The organism is Martelella mediterranea, assembly GCF_004342225.1.
Taxonomy (GTDB): Bacteria; Pseudomonadota; Alphaproteobacteria; order Rhizobiales; family Rhizobiaceae; genus Martelella; species Martelella mediterranea_B.
In genome coordinates, this window is the sequence record NZ_SMAR01000028.1 from 22,546 (window position 1) to 42,363 (window position 19,818).

The window sequence follows — 19,818 nt, forward strand, 5'->3', positions numbered from 1 at the left end:
GGAGGTGAAGCATGTTAAAGGATAAAGATCGCATCTTCACAAACCTCTACGGCCACAGGGATAAGTCTCTGAAGGGAGCTATGGCGCGCGGCTGTTGGGATAATACGAAGGCGCTTGTCGATAAGGGCCGTGACTGGATCGTTCAGGAAATGAAGGATTCCGGATTGCGCGGCCGTGGCGGCGCTGGCTTTCCGACCGGTTTGAAATGGTCGTTCATGCCGAAGGGTGACGATGGCCGGCCGCATTATCTGGTAGTCAATGCCGATGAGTCCGAGCCGGGAACATGTAAAGACCGTGAGATCATGCGGCACGATCCGCATCACCTGATCGAAGGTTGCCTTCTGGCCGGTGTCGGTATGGGCGCGCACACCGCCTACATTTACATTCGCGGTGAATTCATGCGTGAGCGTGAAGCGCTTCAGGTTGCGATTGATGAATGCTACGACGCTGGTCTTCTGGGCAAGGATAACAAGTGCGGCTGGGATATGGACGTTGTCCTGCATCACGGTGCAGGCGCATATATCTGCGGTGAAGAGACTGCGCTTCTGGAGAGCCTTGAAGGCAAGAAGGGACAGCCACGGCTTAAGCCCCCATTCCCCGCGAATGTCGGTCTTTACGGTATGCCGACGACGGTGAATAACGTCGAGTCGATTGCTGTCGCACCGACAATTCTGCGTCGCGGTGCCAGCTGGTTCTCCTCTTTCGGCCGTCCCAATAATGTCGGGACAAAGGTTTTCATGGTCTCCGGTCATGTCGAACGGCCCTGTGTTGTCGAGGAAAGTCTCGGCATCACGTTCCGCGAGCTGATCGAGAAGCATTGCGGCGGCATTCGCGGTGGCTGGGATAATCTTCTGGCTGTTGTTCCTGGTGGCGCATCATGCCCGGTAGTTCGCGCTGAAGATATGATGGACGTTCAGATGGACTTTGATGGTCTCAAGAGCGTCAAGTCATCCTTCGGTACCGGCGGCGCGATCGTGATGGACAAATCCACCGACATCATCAAGGCCATTGCCCGTCTGGCGCAGTTCTTCAAGCATGAAAGCTGCGGCCAGTGCACGCCGTGCCGTGAAGGCACTGGCTGGATGTGGCGCGTGATGGAACGCATGGTCGTCGGCAAGGCGCAGAAGCGCGAGATCGATATGCTTCTTGAAGTCACCAAACAGGTTGAAGGGCACACGATCTGTGCTCTTGGTGATGCTGCGGCATGGCCGATTCAGGGGCTGATCCGCAACTTCCGGCCGGAGATTGAGCAGCGGATCGATCAGTATACAGCCAATGCCACGTCGGAAGGCGCGGTTATGGAAGCGGCTGAGTAAGTGATTTTTTAATTCTGCCGGTCCCGGTCGGGCGGGGCCGGGTCATGGATATCTTGAGAGCCGGGGCTTAAGGCAACGGCGAAGCGGGAAAGACGGATATGGTTAAGCTCATCGTTGACGGCAAGGAAATCGAGGTTCCCGACCACTATACGCTGCTGCAGGCAGCGGAGGCGGCGGGTGCTGAAATTCCACGCTTCTGTTTCCATGAGCGGTTGTCGATTGCAGGCAATTGCCGCATGTGCCTGGTGGAAGTGAAGTATGGTCCGCCGAAGCCGGCTGCATCCTGCGCCATGGGGGTCACGAATATCCGTGGCGGACGTGATGGTGAGCTGCCGGAGATTTGCACAAACACGCCGATGGTCAAAAAGGCGCGTGAAGGTGTGATGGAGTTTCTCCTGATCAACCATCCGCTCGATTGCCCGATTTGCGATCAGGGCGGTGAATGTGATCTTCAGGATCAGGCGATGGCATTCGGCATTGATGCATCGCGCTATCAGGAAGACAAGCGCGCGGTTGAAGACAAGTATATTGGTCCGCTCGTCAAAACGGTGATGAACCGGTGCATCCACTGCACGCGGTGCGTTCGCTTCACCACCGAGGTTGCCGGTATTTCCGAGCTGGGGCTGATTGGTCGTGGTGAGGATGCAGAGATCACAACCTATCTGGAACAGGCAATGACCTCTGAAATGCAGGGCAACGTCGTTGATCTTTGCCCTGTGGGTGCTCTGACCTCCAAGCCTTTCGCTTTCACGGCGCGCCCGTGGGAGTTGAACAAGACGGAAAGCATCGATGTGATGGACGCGCTTGGCTCTGCGATCCGGGTCGATACCCGTGGGCGTGAGGTCATGCGGATCATGCCGCGTGTTAATGAGGAGATCAACGAAGAGTGGATTTCCGACAAGACGCGCTTCATCTGGGATGGTTTGCGCACACAGCGTATCGATAAGCCCTATATCCGCGTTCAGAACCGGCTTCAGCCAGCGACATGGCAGCAGGCGTTTGAAGCGATTGCAGCCGAAGTGGCCAAGACCAGCGGTGACAAGATCGGTTCTATAGCCGGTGATCTGGCGAGTGTTGAGGAAATGTACGCGCTGAAGAGCCTTATGGCCTCTCTGGGGTCTTCCAATGTTGACTGTCGTCAGGACGGCACGAAGCTTGATCCGGAACTTGGCCGTGGCAGCTACATCTTCAACCCCACAATCGAAGGGATCGAAGACGCTGATGCGCTGCTGATTATCGGTTCCAATCCACGTTTCGAAGCGTCGGTTCTGAACGCACGCATCCGCAAGCGTTTCCGCAAGGGCCCGTTCCCGATCGGCGTGATCGGTGAGAATGCAGATTTGCGTTATGAATATGAATATCTGGGTGCTGGCCCGCAGACACTGAACGATCTGGCGGGCGGGCAGCTTTCCTTCGCTGAAACGCTGAAAAACGCAAAACGTCCGATCATCGTGATCGGGCAGGGCGCTTTGTCGCGTGAAGATGGTATGGCTGTTCTGTCCAGGGCCGCTCAGCTGGCCAGGGATGTTGGTGCAGTGAGTTCAAACTGGAACGGATTTGCCGTTCTGCACACGGCTGCTTCGCGTGTTGGTGGTCTTGACCTCGGCTTTGTTCCCGGTGAGGGGGGCGCTGATGCGGCAACCATGCTGCAATCCATGGATGTTCTGTTCCTCCTCGGCGCAGACGAAATGGACATGAGCGCCAAAAAGGCGAAATTTACGGTTTATATCGGCAGCCATGGTGATGCCGGTGCCATGAACGCCGATGTTGTTCTGCCGGGTGCGACCTATACCGAGAAATCGGGAACCTGGGTGAACACGGAAGGCCGTGCCCAGATGACCAGCCGTGCCGGTTTCGCACCGGGTGATGCACGTGAGGACTGGGCTATTCTCAGGGCGCTTTCCGGCGTTCTCGGGAAAACGTTGCCTTACGATTCACTTGGGGCGCTGCGTGCTGCGCTTTATGCGGAATTCCCGCATTTTGCCGATATCGATGAAGTCGCTGAAAGCGATGAATATGCAATCAACGCTGCGGCTGAAAAGGGTGGTGAAATGTCTGATCAGCCCTTCATCTCGCCGGTTAGCGATTTCTACCTCACAAATCCGATTGCGCGGGCGTCGGCTGTGATGGCGGAATGCTCGGCGCTGGCGCGTAACAATTTCAAGGCTGCGGCGGAGTAAGGACCGAAAAATGGATTCTTTTCTTTCAACCTATCTCTGGCCCGCGCTGATCATGGTCGGCCAGTCCCTTTTGCTTCTGGTCATTCTGCTGATTGGTATTGCGTTCATCCTTCTGGCCGACCGTAAGATCTGGGCGGCCGTTCAGATGCGTCGCGGGCCGAATGTCGTCGGTCCCTTCGGTCTTCTTCAGTCCTTTGCCGACCTTTTGAAATTCGTGCTGAAAGAACCGATCATTCCTGCGAGTGCGGATAAGGTCGTGTTCCTGCTGGCCCCTTTGATTTCGGTGACGCTGGCTCTGGCAACCTGGGCTGTTGTTCCGGTCGCAGATGGCTGGGTGATCGCAAATATCAACATCGGTATCCTTTATATCTTCGCTATATCTTCGCTTGAAGTTTATGGCGTTATTATGGGTGGCTGGGCTTCTAACTCGAAATACGCGTTTCTTGGCTCCCTGCGCTCTGCTGCGCAAATGGTGTCTTATGAAGTTTCGATCGGTCTCGTGATCGTCACGGTTCTGTTGACTGCCGGTTCGTTGAACATGTCAGACATCGTTTATGCGCAGCAGACCGGGCTTGGTACGATGATTGGCTTGCCGAATTCGTTCCTCGACTGGAACTGGCTGGCGCTGTTCCCGATGTTCATCGTGTTCTTCATTTCAGCGCTTGCTGAAACCAACCGGCCGCCTTTCGATTTGCCGGAAGCTGAATCCGAGCTGGTTGCAGGTTTCATGGTCGAGTATGGCTCCACGCCTTACATGATGTTCATGCTCGGTGAGTATGCCGCGATCGTTCTGATGTGCGCGCTGACCACGACGCTGTTTCTTGGTGGATGGCTGCCGATTGTTGACATCGCGGTGCTGAACTGGGTTCCGGGCATCATCTGGTTCGTGATCAAGCTTCTGCTTTGCTTCTTCATGTTCGGCATGGTGAAGGCATTCGTCCCGCGCTATCGCTATGACCAGCTCATGCGCCTTGGCTGGAAGGTCTTCCTTCCGCTGTCGCTGGCAATGGTTGTGATTGTTGCTTTCGTCGTCAAACTGACCGGCTGGATCGGCTGATGATGGTGCTGTCAAAAGTACCTGATTGGAGATTTTGAAAATGAGTTCTGTTGCTCAGGCTTTCAATTCGGTTTTTCTGAAGGAGTTTGTTGGCGCCTTCTTTCTGACGATGCGCTATTTCTTCGGCCAGAAATCAACCGTGAATTACCCCTTTGAGAAGGGACCGGTCAGCCCGCGTTTCCGTGGTGAACATGCGTTGCGACGTTATCCGAACGGCGAAGAGCGGTGTATTGCATGCAAGCTGTGCGAGGCGATCTGTCCTGCTCAGGCCATCACGATTGAAGCGGGACCGCGACGCAATGACGGCACGCGCCGTACGGTTCGTTACGATATCGATATGGTCAAATGCATCTACTGCGGCTTCTGTCAGGAGGCTTGTCCCGTTGATGCTATCGTGGAAGGACCAAACTTCGAGTTTGCGACCGAAACGCGCGAAGAGCTTTATTACGATAAGGATCGCCTGCTCGCCAATGGCGACCGGTGGGAGCGCGAGATAGCGCGCAACATCTCGATGGACGCGCCTTATCGCTGAATTCTGAAGCAAAACGCCGGGCGGGTGGCAAAACCGGCCGGTATCGATCTTTTAAAATGGCAGACCGGTCTGGCTTTCAGGCAGGTTTTCCGGAAAACGCGTGCGGTTTTTGCCGCCGCAATCACGAAGAGAAGGCACCAAAATGGGTCTCCAGGCTCTTTTTTTCTATATTTTCGCATTTGTTGCCGTGGCGTCGGCATTCATGGTGATTTCAGCGAAAAACCCGGTTCATTCCGTGTTGTTCCTGATCCTTGTGTTCGTTAACGCCGCCGGCCTGTTCATCCTTTCGGGTGCGGAATATATCGGCCTGCTGCTTCTTGTCGTTTACGTGGGCGCCGTCGCAGTGCTGTTCCTTTTCGTCGTGATGATGCTCGATATCGACTTCACGGCTCTGCGGTCCGGCATATTGCGATATGCTCCGGTGGGCGCGCTGATCGGGGTCGTGCTGCTCGCAGAGCTTATCGTCATCGTCGGTGGTGCGGTTATTCCGCCGGAAGTGACAGCCAATACAGCGATGCCGATGGCACCGCTTGATCAGTCGTCGAGCATCCGTGCCATCGGCGATGTGATCTACACGCATTATGCGTATTTCTTCCAGATCGCCGGTCTTATTCTGCTGGTTGCCATGATTGGCGCGATTGTTCTGACATTGAAGCATCGCAGTGATGTGAAGCGTCAGGATATCGGCAAGCAGGTCGCCCGCACGAAGGAAAATGCGCACGAAGTGGTCAAGGTTAAGCCTGGCCAGGGCATCTGAAACAAGAAATTACGCAGGGATTACGGGACCTAAGGACAAGGCAATGGAAATCGGACTTTCCCACTACCTCACGGTGAGTGCCATACTTTTTACGATCGGTGTTTTCGGCATCTTTTTGAACCGGAAAAACGTGATCATCATTCTCATGTCCATTGAGCTGATCCTTCTTTCGGTCAATCTCAACATGGTCGCCTTCTCGGCATTCCTGAACGACATCGTCGGCCAGGTCTTCGCGCTGTTCATTCTGACAGTCGCGGCGGCCGAAGCGGCGATCGGACTTGCGATCCTTGTGGTGTTCTACCGCAATCGCGGCTCCATCGCGGTCGAAGACGTCAATATGATGAAGGGCTGATCTTCAGATGATTTATAAACTCATCATTTTTCTGCCACTGCTTGGCTTCCTTATCGCCGGCCTCTTCGGAAACCGCATTGGCGCCAAGGCTACGGAGTGGGTAACAATCGCCTTTATGGCGATTGCTGCCATTCTGTCCTGGTATGTATTCATTTCTGTCGGTTTTATTTCGCATCAGGAAGACCTGCTGATCCAGATTCCGATTATGACCTGGATCAATTCCGGCGGTATCGATGTCATGTGGTCCTTGCGTATCGATACGCTGACCGCTGTCATGCTGGTCGTTGTCAATACAGTCTCCTGCCTGGTTCATCTCTATTCTGTCGGCTATATGCACGACGATCCCCATCGTCCGCGTTTCTTTGCCTACCTGTCGCTGTTCACCTTCGCGATGCTTTCGTTGGTAACGGCAGACAATCTGGTTCAGATGTTCTTCGGCTGGGAAGGCGTCGGCCTGGCATCATATCTGCTGATCGGGTTCTGGTATAAGAAGCCGTCGGCCTGTGCCGCAGCGATGAAAGCCTTCATCGTCAACCGTGTCGGCGACTTCGGTTTTCTGCTTGGCATTGCCGGGTTGTTTTTCCTCTCACATACGGTGAATTTCGATCCGATTTTTGCAGCTGCCGAGACGCTGGCTGAAGGACACCAGGCGGCAGAAGCAGCCGGAACCCAGCCGGAGGTTCTTCACCTCCTTGGCATGAACCTTGATGTGATGCATGCGATTACCGCTGTCTGTCTGTTACTGTTCATGGGTGCGATGGGTAAATCGGCTCAGTTTCTTCTGCACACCTGGCTGCCTGATGCCATGGAAGGCCCGACTCCGGTTTCTGCCTTGATCCACGCTGCGACGATGGTGACGGCGGGTGTTTTCCTGGTCGCCCGCATGTCTCCGCTGTTCGAACTTTCGCCTTCAGCTCTGACGTTCGTGACATTGATCGGGTCGATCACAGCGCTGTTTGCGGCAACGATCGGTCTCGTACAAAACGATATCAAACGCGTGATTGCCTATTCGACCTGTTCTCAGCTTGGCTATATGTTTGCTGCGCTTGGAGCCGGTGCTTACGGTGCTGCGGTCTTTCACCTGTTCACGCATGCTTTCTTCAAGGCGCTTCTGTTCCTTTGCGCTGGCTCGGTTATCCATGCCGTTTCCGGCGACCAGGACATGCGGCGTATGGGTGGGCTTCGCAAACACATCCCGATCACCTTCTGGGGGATGATCTTCGGCACACTGGCGATCACCGGTGTCGGTATTCCCGGTACGGTCTTCGGCGCGGCCGGTTTCTTCTCGAAAGACGCAATCATTGAAGCTGCGTTTGTTTCGGCCAGCCCGCTTGCATCCTTTTCATTCTGGGCGCTGGTCATTGCAGCTGTCCTGACCGCATTCTACTCATGGCGCCTGATCTTCATGACCTTCTTTGGCAAGCCGCGTGCCTCCGCTGATGTCATGCATCACGTGCATGAATCGCCGTGGGTCATGACATTGCCTTTGATCATTCTGTCGGTTGGTGCGCTGTTCGCCGGTGTGGTCTTTATTGGCTACTTCTACGGCCACCATTACGATGAATTCTGGAAGGGTGCTCTGTTTACAGGGCCGCATAACGAGGTGCTTGAAGAACATCACGATGTTCCGACCTGGGTGAAGCTTGCACCGTTCATCGCGATGCTCCTGGGAACGGTTGTCGCAATTTACATGTATCTCATCAGGCCGGCTTCGGCGAAGGCTCTGGCGAACATGTTCCCGCGGCTTTATGCATTCCTTCTCAACAAATGGTATTTCGACGAGTTGTATGATTTTCTGTTTGTCCGGCCGGCTAAGGCATTTGGTCACTTCCTGTGGCAGAAGGGCGATGTCGGATTTATTGACCGATACGGTCCCAACGGGGTTGCGGCACGTGTTCTCGACGTGACCAACAGGGTCGTTAAACTTCAATCCGGATATGTTTATCACTATGCATTTGCAATGCTGATCGGCCTTGCCGGACTTATAACCTGGATGACGTTCGGAGGGGCGCTGTAATGAGCGACTGGCCTATTCTTTCAACGGTCACCTTTTTGCCGCTGATCGGCGTGGTGCTGATCCTTTTCACAAGGGATGATAACGAGGCAGGTCTTCGCAACATTCGAAATGTTGCGCTGCTGACCACGCTGTTTACCTTTATCGTTTCTCTGTTCGTCTGGCTTAAATTCGATCCGTCCAATCCGGGCTTCCAGATGATCGAAGAGCATCCGTGGATGGGCACTGGCGTTTCATATCATCTCGGTGTTGACGGTATTTCGATACTGTTCATTCTGCTGACGACTGTGCTGATGCCGCTTTGTATTCTGGCCTCCTGGGAAGCGATTACATACCGGGTCAAGGCTTATATGATCGCGTTCCTTATTCTGGAAACGCTGATCATCGGTGTGTTCGTTTCACTCGATATCGTGATGTTCTACATCTTCTTCGAAGCGGGCCTTATTCCGATGTATCTGATCATCGGTATCTGGGGGCACGACCGACGGGTTTATGCTTCGCTGAAGTTCTTCCTCTACACGTTCCTTGGCTCGGTATTCATGCTGCTTGCCATCATGGCGATGTATTGGGAAACCGGAACGACGAGCGTGCCTGTCTTGCTCAACTATGACTTCCCGGTCGGCATGCAGTACTGGCTGTTCCTCGGTTTCTTCGCTTCCTTTGCCGTGAAAATGCCGATGTGGCCCGTGCATACGTGGCTTCCGGATGCACACGTTGAGGCGCCGACGGCGGCGTCCGGTGTTCTTGCTGGGGTTCTTCTGAAGCTCGGCGGTTTTGGTGTCCTTCGCTACTCGATGCCGATGTTCCCCGACGCATCCTACTATTTTGCGCCGTTTATTTTCGCGCTGTCGGTCATCGCTATTGTTTATGCTTCGCTTGTGGCGCTGATGCAGACCGATATGAAGAAGCTTATCGCTTATTCGTCCGTTGCCCACATGGGCTACGTTACGATGGGGATGTTCTCGGCAACACCGGAAGGTATCGAGGGTTCGATCTACCTTATGCTGTCTCACGGTATCGTTTCCGGCGCACTGTTCTTCTGCGTTGGTGTCGTCTACGACCGCATGCATACGCGTGACATCGCTGCCTTTGGTGGTCTCGTGAACAACATGCCGAAATTTGCCGTGGCATTCATGATCTTCACCATGGCGAATGTCGGGCTACCGGGCACGTCCGGGTTTATCGGTGAGTTTCTCACCGTGGTTGGCGTGTTCCAGGTTAACACCTGGGTAGCGGTCTTTGCCGCCACAGGCCTCATACTCTCCGCAGCTTATGCACTCTGGCTTTACCGTCGCATTATTTTTGGCGCACTCGAAAAAGACAGCCTCAAGGCGCTGCTTGATTTGTCATTGCGTGAGAAATTCGTTCTGTACCCGCTTATTTTCCTGACGATCTTCTTCGGTGTTTATCCCGAACCAATTTTCGCAGCCATCCATGGCCCGGTTAATCTGATCGTCCAGCATTATGGCGAAGTACTCGAAGCCACCAGGCAGATCGCTCTGCCGGTATACTGATACAGGATCATTTGGACATGACATCGGAACTTTTACTCTCAAGTCTGAAACTGATCATGCCGGAACTGATCATTGCGATCGGTGCTATGGTCCTGTTGATGATTGGTGCTTTCGCCGGGAAAAAGAGCGGGCCGACGATTATCGGCCTCGCAGTTGCCCTTCTGATCATTGCCGGTCTGGTGATGTTCTGGTCAGGTCAGGGCACGGCCTTTGGTGGCTCTGTGGTATCGAACAGCTTTACACATTTTATGAAGGTGCTTGTGCTGATTGGTGCTGTGCTCTCCATGATCCTGTCTGTGGGGCATGAAGAGCCGGAATATCTGGATCGCTTCGAATTCCCGGTCCTGATGCTTTTGTCGACGACCGGCATGATGCTGATGATTTCCGCCAACGACATGCTGGCGTTCTATATGGGCCTCGAGCTGATGTCGCTGCCGCTTTATGTTATCGCGGCCATCAATCGCGACAGCCTGCGTTCGACTGAAGCCGGTCTGAAATACTTCGTGCTGGGTTCATTGTCTTCAGGCATGCTGCTTTACGGTATTTCGCTGATTTATGGCTTTACCGGAAACATCGGTTTTGAAGCCGTTGCCAATCAGATTCAGCTCGGTGAGACTGGCCTTGGTTTCATCTTCGGCATGGTTTTCGTACTGGCTGGTATCACCTTCAAGATTTCGGCCGTTCCGTTCCATATGTGGACGCCGGACGTTTATGAAGGTGCACCGACACCGGTGACGGCCTTCTTTGCTTCAGCGCCGAAGATCGCCGCAATGGCAATCATCATTCGGCTTCTGATGGAGGCGTTTGGTCCGGCTGCTGATCAGTGGCGCCAGGTTGTGGTCTTTATTTCGATTGCCTCGATGCTTCTTGGCGCATTTGCTGCGATCGGCCAGACCAACATCAAACGCCTGATGGCTTATTCCTCGATCACGCATATGGGCTATGCACTTGTTGGCGTCGCGGCGGATAGTCAGGAAGGTGTTCAGGGGGTGGCGATCTATATGGCGATCTACCTGTTCATGACGCTTGGCACGTTTGCCATCATCATGGCGATGCGCCTGAAAGAGGGCGGCAATGTTGAAAACATTGATGACCTCGCCGGTCTGTCTTCTACCAATCCGGTTATGGCATTTGTTCTGACCATGCTGATGTTCTCGCTTGCAGGCGTTCCGCCGCTGGCTGGTTTCTTCGGCAAGTACTTTGTCTTCCTCGCCGCCATCCATGCGCAGCTTTACGCACTGGCAATCATCGGTGTTCTGTCCTCCGTTGTCGCTGCCTTCTACTATCTGCGTGTGATCAAGGTGATGTGGTTTGACAGTCCGACGGTAGAGTTCTCGCGGGTTGCTGGTGAGCTGCGTTTCGTCTTTGGTCTGGGGGGCCTGTTTGCCATCGGCTATCTGCTGTTCGGTGGTCCACTGAACAATGCAGCCGGTGTAGCCGCTGCAGCCCTGTTCTAAATGACGGGCTCGGAGGTGCTCAAAACGCGTGCCGGAGCTTTCCGGCACGAGCATCTGGATACGGTGCAGTCTACCAATAGTGAACTGATGCAACGCGCTCGGAATGGTGATCCGGGCGCGTTGTGGCTGACAGCGTCGAGGCAACTTTCCGGGCGCGGGCGAAGAGGCCGCGGCTGGATGTCAGAGCGAGGCAATCTTTATGCCTCGCTTTTGCTTATTGATCCGGCTGTTCAGTCGCAGACAGGATCCTTGCCTCTGGTTGCGGCAAACGCTGTCGAGCGTGCGATTGCCGCGTCGTTACCGGGGCTGACGAGAATAACCTCCATTAAATGGCCGAACGACGTTCTGATTGAAGGTCGGAAGGTGAGTGGAATACTGCTTGAGGCGGAGCGCCTTGCCGACGGGCGGCTTGCGGTCGTCATCGGAATTGGCGTAAATGTCTCGATCTGCCCGGATAGTGCTCCCTATCCGGTGGCACGGCTGAGTGACTATGCTGCCGGTGCTGATGCATCAATGCTGTTTGCACGCCTGTTTGAGACCATGTCGGAAGAGCTGGCGATCTGGGATAAGGGAGCCGGCGTCAGTCATACGGTTGAGCGCTGGCGAAGAGCGGCGCATGGCATAGGTGAGCGTATCACGGTAAATTTGCCCAATGCGCAGGTTCGTGGCCGTTTTTCCGGTATAGATGACGATGGCATGTTGAGACTTGAAACCGATGAAGGCACGCGCATGTTTGCTGCTGGCGATGTCTTTTTCGATAACTGAACTGGAATAGAAATAATAATGGCGGATCCTAACGCTGAACTGGTTTTCCTGCCGCTCGGCGGGCTCGGCGAAATTGGTATGAACCTTGCGCTTTATGGCTACGGGCCTGCGGAAAAGCGCGAATGGATCATGGTCGATTGCGGCGTAACATTTCCCGGTCCTGAATTGCCCGGTGTTGATCTTGTGCTGCCTGACATCGAGTTTGTGCGTGAGCAACGCGACAATCTGAAAGGCATGATTATCACCCATGCCCATGAAGATCATTTCGGTGCCATCAACGATCTCTGGCCGGGGCTGAATGTGCCGATCTATGCATCGCCATTCACGGCAGGCCTGCTTGAGGCCAAGCGGGAATATGAAGGCTCGCTCGGTGAAATCCCGATTACGATCTTCAAGGCCGGTGATACCATTCACGCGGGTTCGTTTGAGGTGGAGGCGATTGCCGTCAATCACTCGATTCCCGAGCCGATGGCGCTTTCAATCCGGACACCGCTTGGGCGTCTGGTGCATACCGGTGACTGGAAGATCGACCATGCCCCGTCTCTGGAACCCAAAACCGATGAAGCCCGGTTCCGCGCGCTCGGTGATGAGGGTGTTCTGGCGCTGATGTGCGATTCGACCAATGCACTGCGAGATGGCGTTTCACCATCGGAGCAGGAGGTTTCGGAAAGTCTGCGCAAGATCATCGAGAGCGCCGAAGGACGCGTTGCCTTTACGAGCTTCTCGTCCAATATCGGGCGCATTCGTTCCATAGCAAAGGCGGCTTCCGATGCCGGTCGCAAGGTGCTGTTGCTTGGCTCTTCGCTGAAACGCGCCGTTTCCGTTGCGCGTGATATCGGCCTGATGGAGGGGATTGAACCGTTCGTCGATGAAGATGAATTCGGTTATATCCCGCGGGATAAGGTCGTTGCGATTCTGACAGGGTCGCAGGGCGAGCCCCGCGCAGCGCTGGCCAAGATTTCACGCGATGAAATGCGCAATATTTCACTTGCAGCCGGCGATCAGGTGATTTTCTCTTCACGTGCCATTCCCGGTAATGAAAAAGCCATTCAGGACATCAAGAACGGCCTGATTGAACAGGGTGTGCATATCATCACAGACAGCGAAGCGCTGGTTCATGTCTCCGGGCACCCGCGCCGCAATGAACTGAAACAGATGTATGAATGGGTGCGCCCGGAAATTCTGGTGCCGGTTCATGGTGAAGCCGCTCACCTGACGGCTCAGAAGGAGCTTGGTGAGCAGGCTGGCATCAAATTCGTTCCGCGCGTACGCAATGGCGATATGCTGCGTCTTGCTCCCGGTGAGCCGTCGGTCATCGGCGAAGTGCAGACAGGGCGCATTTTCAAAGATGGCAAGCTGATAGGTTCCTTTGACGAGCTTGGCATTGGCGAGCGTCGCAAGCTTTCCTTCGTTGGTCACGTGGCGGTCAATGTCGTTCTGAATTCCAAGCTGGAATTTTCCGGTGATCCCGATGTGGTTCCTGTCGGTCTTCCGGGTTTTGATGATGACGATGAGCGGATGGAAGACGTGCTTTTTGATGCTGTGCTGGGGGCCGTTGAAAGCATTCCCCGGTCTCGCCGCAAAGATCTCGGCATGGTGCGTGAGGCTGTCCGCCGTTCAGTTCGCGCTGCTGCCAATGAGTGCTGGGGCAAGAAGCCTGTCGTCACGGTTTTTGTCACGAAAGCCTGAAGTCGCGGGTGCCATTCTGGCACAGTCTCAGTTTACAGCATCGGCCCGAAAATCGGGATCGCTTTTCGGAAATTACGATGCACAGATTCAAAAGGTAAGAGCGTCCTTTGTGCATTCGATTGGATGCACAAAGGACGCTCTAAGGTTGTTATTATTTCAGGCAAAAACGCCTGATGCTCGTCAAAATTCATCGAAGATGAGAGGCGGGCGCGCGAAGAAAACTTACCGAACCGCGGTTCCGTCTGCTTTTAAGGTCGGGTCGTCCGATGTCGGGCGGTCCGGCTTTTTTTAAGGGCGAGATGTTGTCGCCAGAAAAGGGGGGCGGAGAGGCGGTTGTCATCTGTTGCGTTTTGACCGTATCGTGCGCTCAAAGGGGACATGGAACGGGAGCGGTCATTGACCTTTTTTTCAGCTTTTGCGGTGTATTTTGTCATCTGGTGGGTGACGCTGTTCGCCGTTCTCCCCTTCGGGCTGCGTACGCAGGATGAGGAGGGAGATATTGTACCGGGGACAACGGAAAGCGCGCCGTCTCACTTTCGGCCGCTGCGGGTCATCTTCAGTACCTCTGTTGTTGCTGCAATTATCTTTGCAATCTGGTGGTTTATCGCCGTTTATAAAGGCTTTGGTTTTGAAGATTTCTCCAACCTGTTCTGGTAAGCCGTCAAGATAGAGCTAATCTGCTCGTAGATAATTTATGGTTAACAATAACTTGTGAGCCTTTTATAAAGCTGGTTGTTGGCATGTTAATACCATGCTTTAAACGCAGCACGTTAACTTTCGGAATTTTGAATAAATATTTGTTTTAAAAGTAAAATATTGCGATCTGGCCATCAAAATCGCATTCGCAAGAAGGCCGAGCCTGCTCCGTAGCTATAGTCGGTGAAAGCTGCGTTTCCGGTCGATTTCCCGTATTCGAAGCGTGCGCCGACTTCGAGGTTCGTCGGCAGAAAACGAATAGTGCTTTCGATGCCACCATAGTAAGCGCCGGTGTCAATGTCGTTTGTGCTGAACTGCGTATTATTCCTCACCGACACATCGCCATAGACCTGTCTGTATCCGGCATATGGGGAGAGTGTGATAACGCCGAGATTGGCTTTCGCCTGAACATAGGCGCCGACGGAGCGAATTGCCGTCTCCGTTTCACCGCCGCCAGCAGAGCTGGTGAGTGTCTGTGAGGTGCTCCCGAGGCTGTTGAAGCCGTTCAGGCCGCCGCAAACCCCGATCAGTCCCTTGCTGCAGAGGCCAAGACGCCCATCAATGCCCCAATAGTTGTTGGCAAGGGCATCGTTGATCGAGCTGTCATCCATGTGAAGCATAAACGTGGACGGTCCGGCGGAAAGATCCAGATAAAAGACGTCAGAGAGGTCGGCGGCAGGTGCGATTGACGGCAGCGACACTGAAAGCAGTGCTGCTGCGCTTGCACGCTTTAGACGTTGTTTTTTGACTATGGCGTGCAACAGCAATCTCCGGAAAAGGCTTTTTCCTGAGGAGTCGTGCTTGAGTGCTGCCGCCAGGTCAATTCCTGCTGGCATCAGAGTGTTGCGATGATTAAGGAAGTCTGAAGTGCTGCTGTGATAATCAGCTTAAAAAATGAGCAAAAAAAAACAAGGCAGCAAGTGCCTTGTTTTCCAAAGTATCGCGTTGATCCGTTCCGTTGCCGGGGCTGCGAACGAGCGCGCCAAGATCCATCCTCCCAAGACTTGACCGCGAAGTATGAGGCAAGAATTTAATCTTCCTGCCTGTTTTATGGGCTAAAGCTAGCCTAATGATTAGGCCTTGTCATCCTTTATTTTGCATTTTTAAGACTGTCAAAGCACTTTTTGCGTTTGACATATCCCTGTGTGCAATCTGCAACGTTTCAATGAATTAGCATATATCAAGATATGTTGTTTCTGCTCCTTCTTTATCATTTGCCCGGCGCTTTGGCGTCTTTAATTATCGGCGGTAAGCCGCTACAAGGATGCCGGTTTAACTGAACGCAAATATTGATTCCCGGTTTTCCGGGGCAAAGATGAAGAAAGCGGCACCATGCGTCTGTCCCGGTATTTTCTGCCGATCCTGAAGGAAAACCCCAAGGAAGCGGAGATCGTTTCGCACCGCTTTATGTTGCGTGCGGGAATGATCCGCCAGCATTCACAGGGCATTTATTCTTGGTTGCCCCTGGGTAAACGGGTTCTGGATAAGGTTAACCGGATCATTCGTGAGGAGCAGGACCGCTCTGGCGCTGTCGAGCTTTTGATGCCGACGATGCAGTCTGCCGATCTCTGGATGGAAAGCGGTCGTTATGAAGCTTACGGCAAGGAGATGCTGCGCATCACTGACCGTCAGGAGCGGCCTATGCTTTTCGGCCCGACCAATGAGGAGATGATCACCGAGATCTTCCGCTCATATGTGAAGTCTTACAAGCATTTGCCGCTGAACCTTTATCATATCCAGTGGAAGTTCCGTGACGAGATCCGTCCGCGTTTCGGCACGATGCGTTCACGGGAGTTCATGATGAAGGATGCTTATTCCTTCGATCTGACGCGGGAAGGTGCCGAACACTCCTACAAGAAAATGTTCACCGCATATCTGCGCACGTTTGACCGGCTGGGCCTTCGCGCGATCCCGATGCGGGCAGATACAGGTCCGATCGGTGGTAATCTCAGCCATGAATTTATCATTCTGGCCGAAACCGGTGAATCCGAAGTGTTCTGCCACAAGGATTTTGTCAATTTTGATATTCCGCCGGAAGACGTCGATTTTGACAGCACCGAGGTTATGGAAGGTGTTTTCAACAAGTGGACGTCGCTTTACGCCGCGACGGACGAGATGCATGAGGCCGAGGCATTTGATAAACTGCCGGAAAGCGAGCGTCTTTCAGCCCGCGGTATCGAAGTGGGGCACATCTTCTATTTCGGGACCAAATACTCCGAACCGATGAATGCGAAGGTTCAGGGGCCGGACGGCAAGGAGCATCCTGTTCACATGGGCTCCTATGGTATCGGGCCGACCCGCCTTGTTCCCGCCATCATCGAAGCTTCTCATGATGATAACGGAATCATCTGGCCGCGTTCTGTCGCGCCTTTCGAGGTCGCTCTGATCAATATGAAAGTCTCCGATGATGCCTGCAACGCCGTCAGCGAGCGTCTCTATGAGGCACTGCTGAATGCGGGTATCGACGTTCTTTATGATGATACCGATGAACGGGCAGGGGGTAAGTTTGCCACTGCAGACCTGATCGGTGTGCCTGATCAGGTTGTGATCGGACCGCGCGGTGTCGCCAATGGCGAAATCGAGTTGAAAGATCGTAAAACTGGTGAGCGCGAAACCATGACGGTTGAAGCGGCTATCGCGAAACTGACCGAAGGTCGATAAAACGAAAGAGCTTTTTCATGGTTGCGGCCGAAACTGAAACGGCAAGTGCTGAACTGCCGCCCAAAGCGCGGCCATTCTCTGTTTTCGAACGCATGGTGGCGTGGCGCTATTTGCGTTCGCGCCGCAAAGAAGCTTTCATTTCGGTGATCGCAGGGTTTTCCTTTGTCGGCATTATGCTCGGCGTCGCGACCCTGATTATCGTTATGGCGGTTATGAACGGCTTTCGCAGTGAGCTTGTAAGCCGGATCCTCGGGCTGAACGGGCATATTGTCGTTATGCCCTCCGGTGAGCCTTTCGACGATTATGCAGCTCTGACACAGCGTATCGCCGGGGTCGATGGTGTGCGGCTTGCTTTCCCGCTCGTGGAGGGACAGGCCCTTGTGTCCGGTGCTAATGGTGCCGGTAGCGGTGCGCTGGTACGCGGTATCCGGCCCGATGATCTCCTGAAGCTTCAGACTGTCTCTGACAACATTATTCAGGGCGATATGGTCGGCTATACTGCCGGGACAGGCGTTCTGGTTGGCTCGCGAATGGGAACCAATCTGGGGCTTTTTGCCGGTGACAAGATTACGATGATTTCGCCAGATGGTGATGTCACGCCCTTCGGTGTTAATCCGCGGGTCAAGGCCTATCCGATTTCCGGGATTTTTGAGATCGGTATGTCGGAATACGATGCCTCTATCGTTTTCATGCCACTTTCCGAAGCGCAGGCCTATTTCAATGCCGGTGATACTGTTCAGAGCATTGAGGTCTTCGTTGATCATCCGGACGATGTAGACGCGATCATTCCGAAGATCCGCGCTGCGGCTGGTCAGGATGTCATGATATCAGACTGGCGGCAGAATAACCGCACGTTCTTCTCTGCGCTTGAAGTGGAGCGCAACGTGATGTTTATGATCCTTACGCTGATTGTCATCGTTGCGGCCCTGAACATCATCTCCGGGCTGATCATGCTGGTGAAGGATAAGGGGCCGGATATTGCGATCCTGAGAACCATGGGAGCGACCTCCGGTTCGATCATGCGTATCTTCTTCATGACTGGCGCAGCAATCGGAATTGTTGGCACGCTGGCTGGTGTGTTCCTCGGCGTTGTCGTCTGCCTGAACATTGAATCGATCCGCGAATTTTTCTCCTGGATATCCGGCACGGTCATCTTTGATCCGCAGGTTTATTTCTTGAGCACGCTTCCGGCAGAGATGAGTCTCAGCGAGACGCTGACGGTCGTAATCATGTCGTTGACACTGTCTTTCATCGCAACCATTTTCCCGGCATGGCGGGCCTCCCGTCTGGATCCGGTTCAGGCTCTGCGCTACGAATAAGGAGACACTTCCGTGGCTGATGCAGCGCTGGAACTGAGATCGATCAGGCAGGATTATGGGCAGGGTGACGGTGTACTGCATGTGTTGAAAGGCGCCGAACTGACTGTCAATGCAGGCGAGATGGTGGCTCTGGTCGCTCCGTCTGGAACCGGCAAGTCGACGCTTTTGCAGATCGCTGGCTTGTTGGAGCAACCGACGTCAGGCGATGTCATTGTCGGTGGCCATGATGCTTCATCACTCGAAGATGATGACAGAACTGCCCTTCGGCGCAATACCATTGGCTTCGTCTATCAATTCCATCATCTGCTGCCGGAATTCTCGGCGCGTGAAAACATCATGTTGCCACAGCTGATCGCTGGTTTGCCGCAGAATGAAGCCTATGAGCGCGCCGAGCAGATGCTGAGCTATCTGAAGATCGGCCATCGCGCAGAGCACCGTCCGGCTGAATTGTCCGGCGGTGAACAGCAGCGCGTCGCCATTGCGCGTGCTGTCGCCAATGCGCCCAGTCTTCTTCTGGCGGATGAGCCGACCGGGAATCTCGATCCCGAAACGGCTGGCTATGTTTTTGAAGCGCTGGAAGCGCTTGTGAAGCAGTCCGGGCTGGCAGCGCTTGTTGCGACCCACAATCTGGATCTTGCTGCCCGCATGGATCGCTGTGTTACGCTGCAGGACGGTCTGGTCGTCGACCGATGACGTTCATCAGACCGCCGGCCCGATGATATCGGAAAATTCGGCTGCAACTTCGCAGGCGGCGGCGAAGACGGGCTGCCGCTGGCTCCAGTCGCTTCCAGCATCAAAGCCTCGTGTTTTACCGCCAGCTTCGCGCACCAGAAGTTGCCCGGCGAGGCAATCCCATGCATTCAGGCGTGGCTCATAAAAGCCTGAGAGATGGCCAGCGGCGATCAGTGCCAGTGAATGGGCGGCTGAGCCGAAGCGAATAAACATGCCGCCCTTATCCATCAGTCGCGTAATAATGCCGCCAACGTGATCGGAGAACTGCCGTCCACCTGGGCCGACGACGAAGAGACCGCTGTCGAGTGGTGAGAGATCATCAACGTGGATTGGATTGTCGCCGCAATAGGCGCCAGCGCCATCTTCTGCCCAGTAAAGTTTTCCTTGTGCCGGAACGAGCACAAGACCAAGGACAGGTTTGTTGTTCTCCAGAAGAGCAATCACAACGGTCCAGTTGGGAATTCCATGCAGGAAAGCAGTGGTGCCATCAATCGGGTCGATCACCCAGTCAAAGCCTGATGTCCCGCTCTGACGACCATGTTCTTCGCCCCACAAGCCGTCATCCGGAAATACGTCCGCAAGAGCCTTGCGAATGGCTGTTTCAACGTTGCGATCCGCCTCGCTTACTGTGTCCTGTCCGCTGGTTTTGCGCTCAATGGTGAGGCTTTCAAGCTTGCGGAAGTAATGGAGCGCCAGTTCACCGGCGTCTTTGATGATGGTTTTTGCCGCGACAAGACGTTCGTCGCGAGGTGTATCCTGATTATTGATTGTCATTTA

General features: G+C 54.1%; 17 protein-coding genes. 15 read left to right on the forward strand and 2 right to left on the reverse strand.

The genetic code is table 11. The annotated features are described in order from the left end of the window. Positions 1-11: 11 nt before the first annotated feature. The 12 genes from nuoF to EDC90_RS15595 all read left to right on the forward strand — a co-directional run bounded on the left by nuoF (position 12) and on the right by EDC90_RS15595 (position 14,290). Positions 12-1,316: an NADH-quinone oxidoreductase subunit NuoF gene (nuoF, locus tag EDC90_RS15540; protein WP_132313248.1), complete on the forward strand. Its 1,305-nt coding sequence runs from the start codon at positions 12-14 to the stop codon at positions 1,314-1,316. Between the two features lie 98 nt (positions 1,317-1,414). Beyond that, on the forward strand, positions 1,415-3,496 hold the full coding sequence (gene nuoG / locus EDC90_RS15545) for an NADH-quinone oxidoreductase subunit NuoG (protein ID WP_132313250.1): 2,082 nt from the start codon (positions 1,415-1,417) through the stop codon (positions 3,494-3,496). 10 nt (positions 3,497-3,506) lie between these two features. After that, positions 3,507-4,553, forward strand: coding sequence for an NADH-quinone oxidoreductase subunit NuoH (gene nuoH / locus EDC90_RS15550; protein WP_132313252.1), 1,047 nt, complete (start codon positions 3,507-3,509; stop codon positions 4,551-4,553). Positions 4,554-4,593: 40 nt separating this feature from the next. Continuing rightward, a complete protein-coding gene (gene nuoI / locus EDC90_RS15555) occupies positions 4,594-5,085 on the forward strand; it encodes an NADH-quinone oxidoreductase subunit NuoI (RefSeq protein WP_132313254.1) in 492 nt (163 codons plus the stop codon). Positions 5,086-5,227: 142 nt separating this feature from the next. Then, positions 5,228-5,842 carry an NADH-quinone oxidoreductase subunit J gene (locus EDC90_RS15560; RefSeq protein ID WP_132313256.1) on the forward strand — a complete coding sequence of 205 codons (615 nt, stop codon included), beginning with the start codon at positions 5,228-5,230 and terminating at the stop codon, positions 5,840-5,842. A 43-nt stretch (positions 5,843-5,885) separates the two neighbouring features. Continuing rightward, positions 5,886-6,194 (forward strand): NADH-quinone oxidoreductase subunit NuoK, encoded by a 309-nt coding sequence (nuoK, locus tag EDC90_RS15565; RefSeq protein ID WP_132313258.1) that lies wholly within the window; start codon positions 5,886-5,888, stop codon positions 6,192-6,194. A 7-nt stretch (positions 6,195-6,201) separates the two neighbouring features. After that, positions 6,202-8,211, forward strand: a complete 2,010-nt coding sequence (nuoL, locus tag EDC90_RS15570; protein WP_132313260.1) for an NADH-quinone oxidoreductase subunit L — start codon at positions 6,202-6,204, stop codon at positions 8,209-8,211. Next, positions 8,211-9,722: an NADH-quinone oxidoreductase subunit M gene (locus EDC90_RS15575; RefSeq protein ID WP_132313262.1), complete on the forward strand. Its 1,512-nt coding sequence runs from the start codon at positions 8,211-8,213 to the stop codon at positions 9,720-9,722. The genes nuoL and EDC90_RS15575 overlap by 1 nt, the downstream gene beginning before the upstream one ends. Before the next feature lie 17 nt (positions 9,723-9,739). Continuing rightward, entirely contained in the window at positions 9,740-11,179 is a 1,440-nt protein-coding gene (gene nuoN, locus EDC90_RS15580; protein ID WP_132313264.1) for an NADH-quinone oxidoreductase subunit NuoN, read from the forward strand. Further along, a complete protein-coding gene (locus EDC90_RS15585) occupies positions 11,180-11,944 on the forward strand; it encodes a biotin--[acetyl-CoA-carboxylase] ligase (protein WP_132313266.1) in 765 nt (254 codons plus the stop codon). Positions 11,945-11,962: 18 nt separating this feature from the next. Further along, complete coding sequence (locus EDC90_RS15590) at positions 11,963-13,633, forward strand: ribonuclease J (RefSeq protein ID WP_132313268.1); 1,671 nt, start codon at positions 11,963-11,965, stop codon at positions 13,631-13,633. Between the two features lie 396 nt (positions 13,634-14,029). After that, positions 14,030-14,290 carry a DUF1467 family protein gene (locus EDC90_RS15595; protein ID WP_207903930.1) on the forward strand — a complete coding sequence of 87 codons (261 nt, stop codon included), beginning with the start codon at positions 14,030-14,032 and terminating at the stop codon, positions 14,288-14,290. 173 nt (positions 14,291-14,463) lie between these two features. On the opposite strand, the gene EDC90_RS15600 is transcribed toward EDC90_RS15595, so the two are convergent. Further along, entirely contained in the window at positions 14,464-15,090 is a 627-nt protein-coding gene (locus EDC90_RS15600) for a hypothetical protein (protein WP_132313272.1), read from the reverse strand. Positions 15,091-15,661: 571 nt separating this feature from the next. Between EDC90_RS15600 and proS the strand changes: the two genes are divergently transcribed. Genes proS through EDC90_RS15615 form a run of 3 tightly spaced genes read left to right on the forward strand, consistent with a single transcriptional unit; the run spans position 15,662 to position 19,002 of the window. Further along, on the forward strand, positions 15,662-16,990 hold the full coding sequence (gene proS / locus EDC90_RS15605) for a proline--tRNA ligase (RefSeq protein ID WP_132313274.1): 1,329 nt from the start codon (positions 15,662-15,664) through the stop codon (positions 16,988-16,990). Between the two features lie 17 nt (positions 16,991-17,007). Continuing rightward, on the forward strand, positions 17,008-18,309 hold the full coding sequence (locus EDC90_RS15610) for a lipoprotein-releasing ABC transporter permease subunit (protein ID WP_132313276.1): 1,302 nt from the start codon (positions 17,008-17,010) through the stop codon (positions 18,307-18,309). Between the two features lie 12 nt (positions 18,310-18,321). Next, entirely contained in the window at positions 18,322-19,002 is a 681-nt protein-coding gene (locus tag EDC90_RS15615; RefSeq protein ID WP_165972856.1) for an ABC transporter ATP-binding protein, read from the forward strand. A 6-nt stretch (positions 19,003-19,008) separates the two neighbouring features. Here the strand turns inward: EDC90_RS15615 and EDC90_RS15620 are convergent, their stop codons facing one another. Next, on the reverse strand, positions 19,009-19,815 hold the full coding sequence (locus tag EDC90_RS15620; protein ID WP_132313278.1) for an inositol monophosphatase family protein: 807 nt from the start codon (positions 19,813-19,815) through the stop codon (positions 19,009-19,011). Between the last annotated feature and the right edge of the window lie 3 nt (positions 19,816-19,818).

Excerpts from the sequence above, each read along its gene's own strand:
- nuoH (WP_132313252.1), top strand. The coding sequence starts at position 3,507 with ATGGATTCTTTTCTTTCAACCTATCTCTGGCCCGCGCTGATCATGGTC.
- proS (WP_132313274.1), top strand. The coding sequence starts at position 15,662 with ATGCGTCTGTCCCGGTATTTTCTGCCGATCCTGAAGGAAAACCCCAAG.
- EDC90_RS15610 (WP_132313276.1), top strand. The coding sequence starts at position 17,008 with ATGGTTGCGGCCGAAACTGAAACGGCAAGTGCTGAACTGCCGCCCAAA.
- nuoF (WP_132313248.1), top strand. The coding sequence starts at position 12 with ATGTTAAAGGATAAAGATCGCATCTTCACAAACCTCTACGGCCACAGG.
- EDC90_RS15575 (WP_132313262.1), top strand. The coding sequence starts at position 8,211 with ATGAGCGACTGGCCTATTCTTTCAACGGTCACCTTTTTGCCGCTGATC.
- EDC90_RS15560 (WP_132313256.1), top strand. The coding sequence starts at position 5,228 with ATGGGTCTCCAGGCTCTTTTTTTCTATATTTTCGCATTTGTTGCCGTG.
- nuoN (WP_132313264.1), top strand. The coding sequence starts at position 9,740 with ATGACATCGGAACTTTTACTCTCAAGTCTGAAACTGATCATGCCGGAA.
- nuoL (WP_132313260.1), top strand. The coding sequence starts at position 6,202 with ATGATTTATAAACTCATCATTTTTCTGCCACTGCTTGGCTTCCTTATC.
- nuoG (WP_132313250.1), top strand. The coding sequence starts at position 1,415 with ATGGTTAAGCTCATCGTTGACGGCAAGGAAATCGAGGTTCCCGACCAC.
- nuoI (WP_132313254.1), top strand. The coding sequence starts at position 4,594 with ATGAGTTCTGTTGCTCAGGCTTTCAATTCGGTTTTTCTGAAGGAGTTT.
- nuoK (WP_132313258.1), top strand. The coding sequence starts at position 5,886 with ATGGAAATCGGACTTTCCCACTACCTCACGGTGAGTGCCATACTTTTT.
- EDC90_RS15585 (WP_132313266.1), top strand. The coding sequence starts at position 11,180 with ATGACGGGCTCGGAGGTGCTCAAAACGCGTGCCGGAGCTTTCCGGCAC.
- EDC90_RS15590 (WP_132313268.1), top strand. The coding sequence starts at position 11,963 with ATGGCGGATCCTAACGCTGAACTGGTTTTCCTGCCGCTCGGCGGGCTC.
- EDC90_RS15620 (WP_132313278.1), bottom strand. The coding sequence starts at position 19,815 with ATGACAATCAATAATCAGGATACACCTCGCGACGAACGTCTTGTCGCG.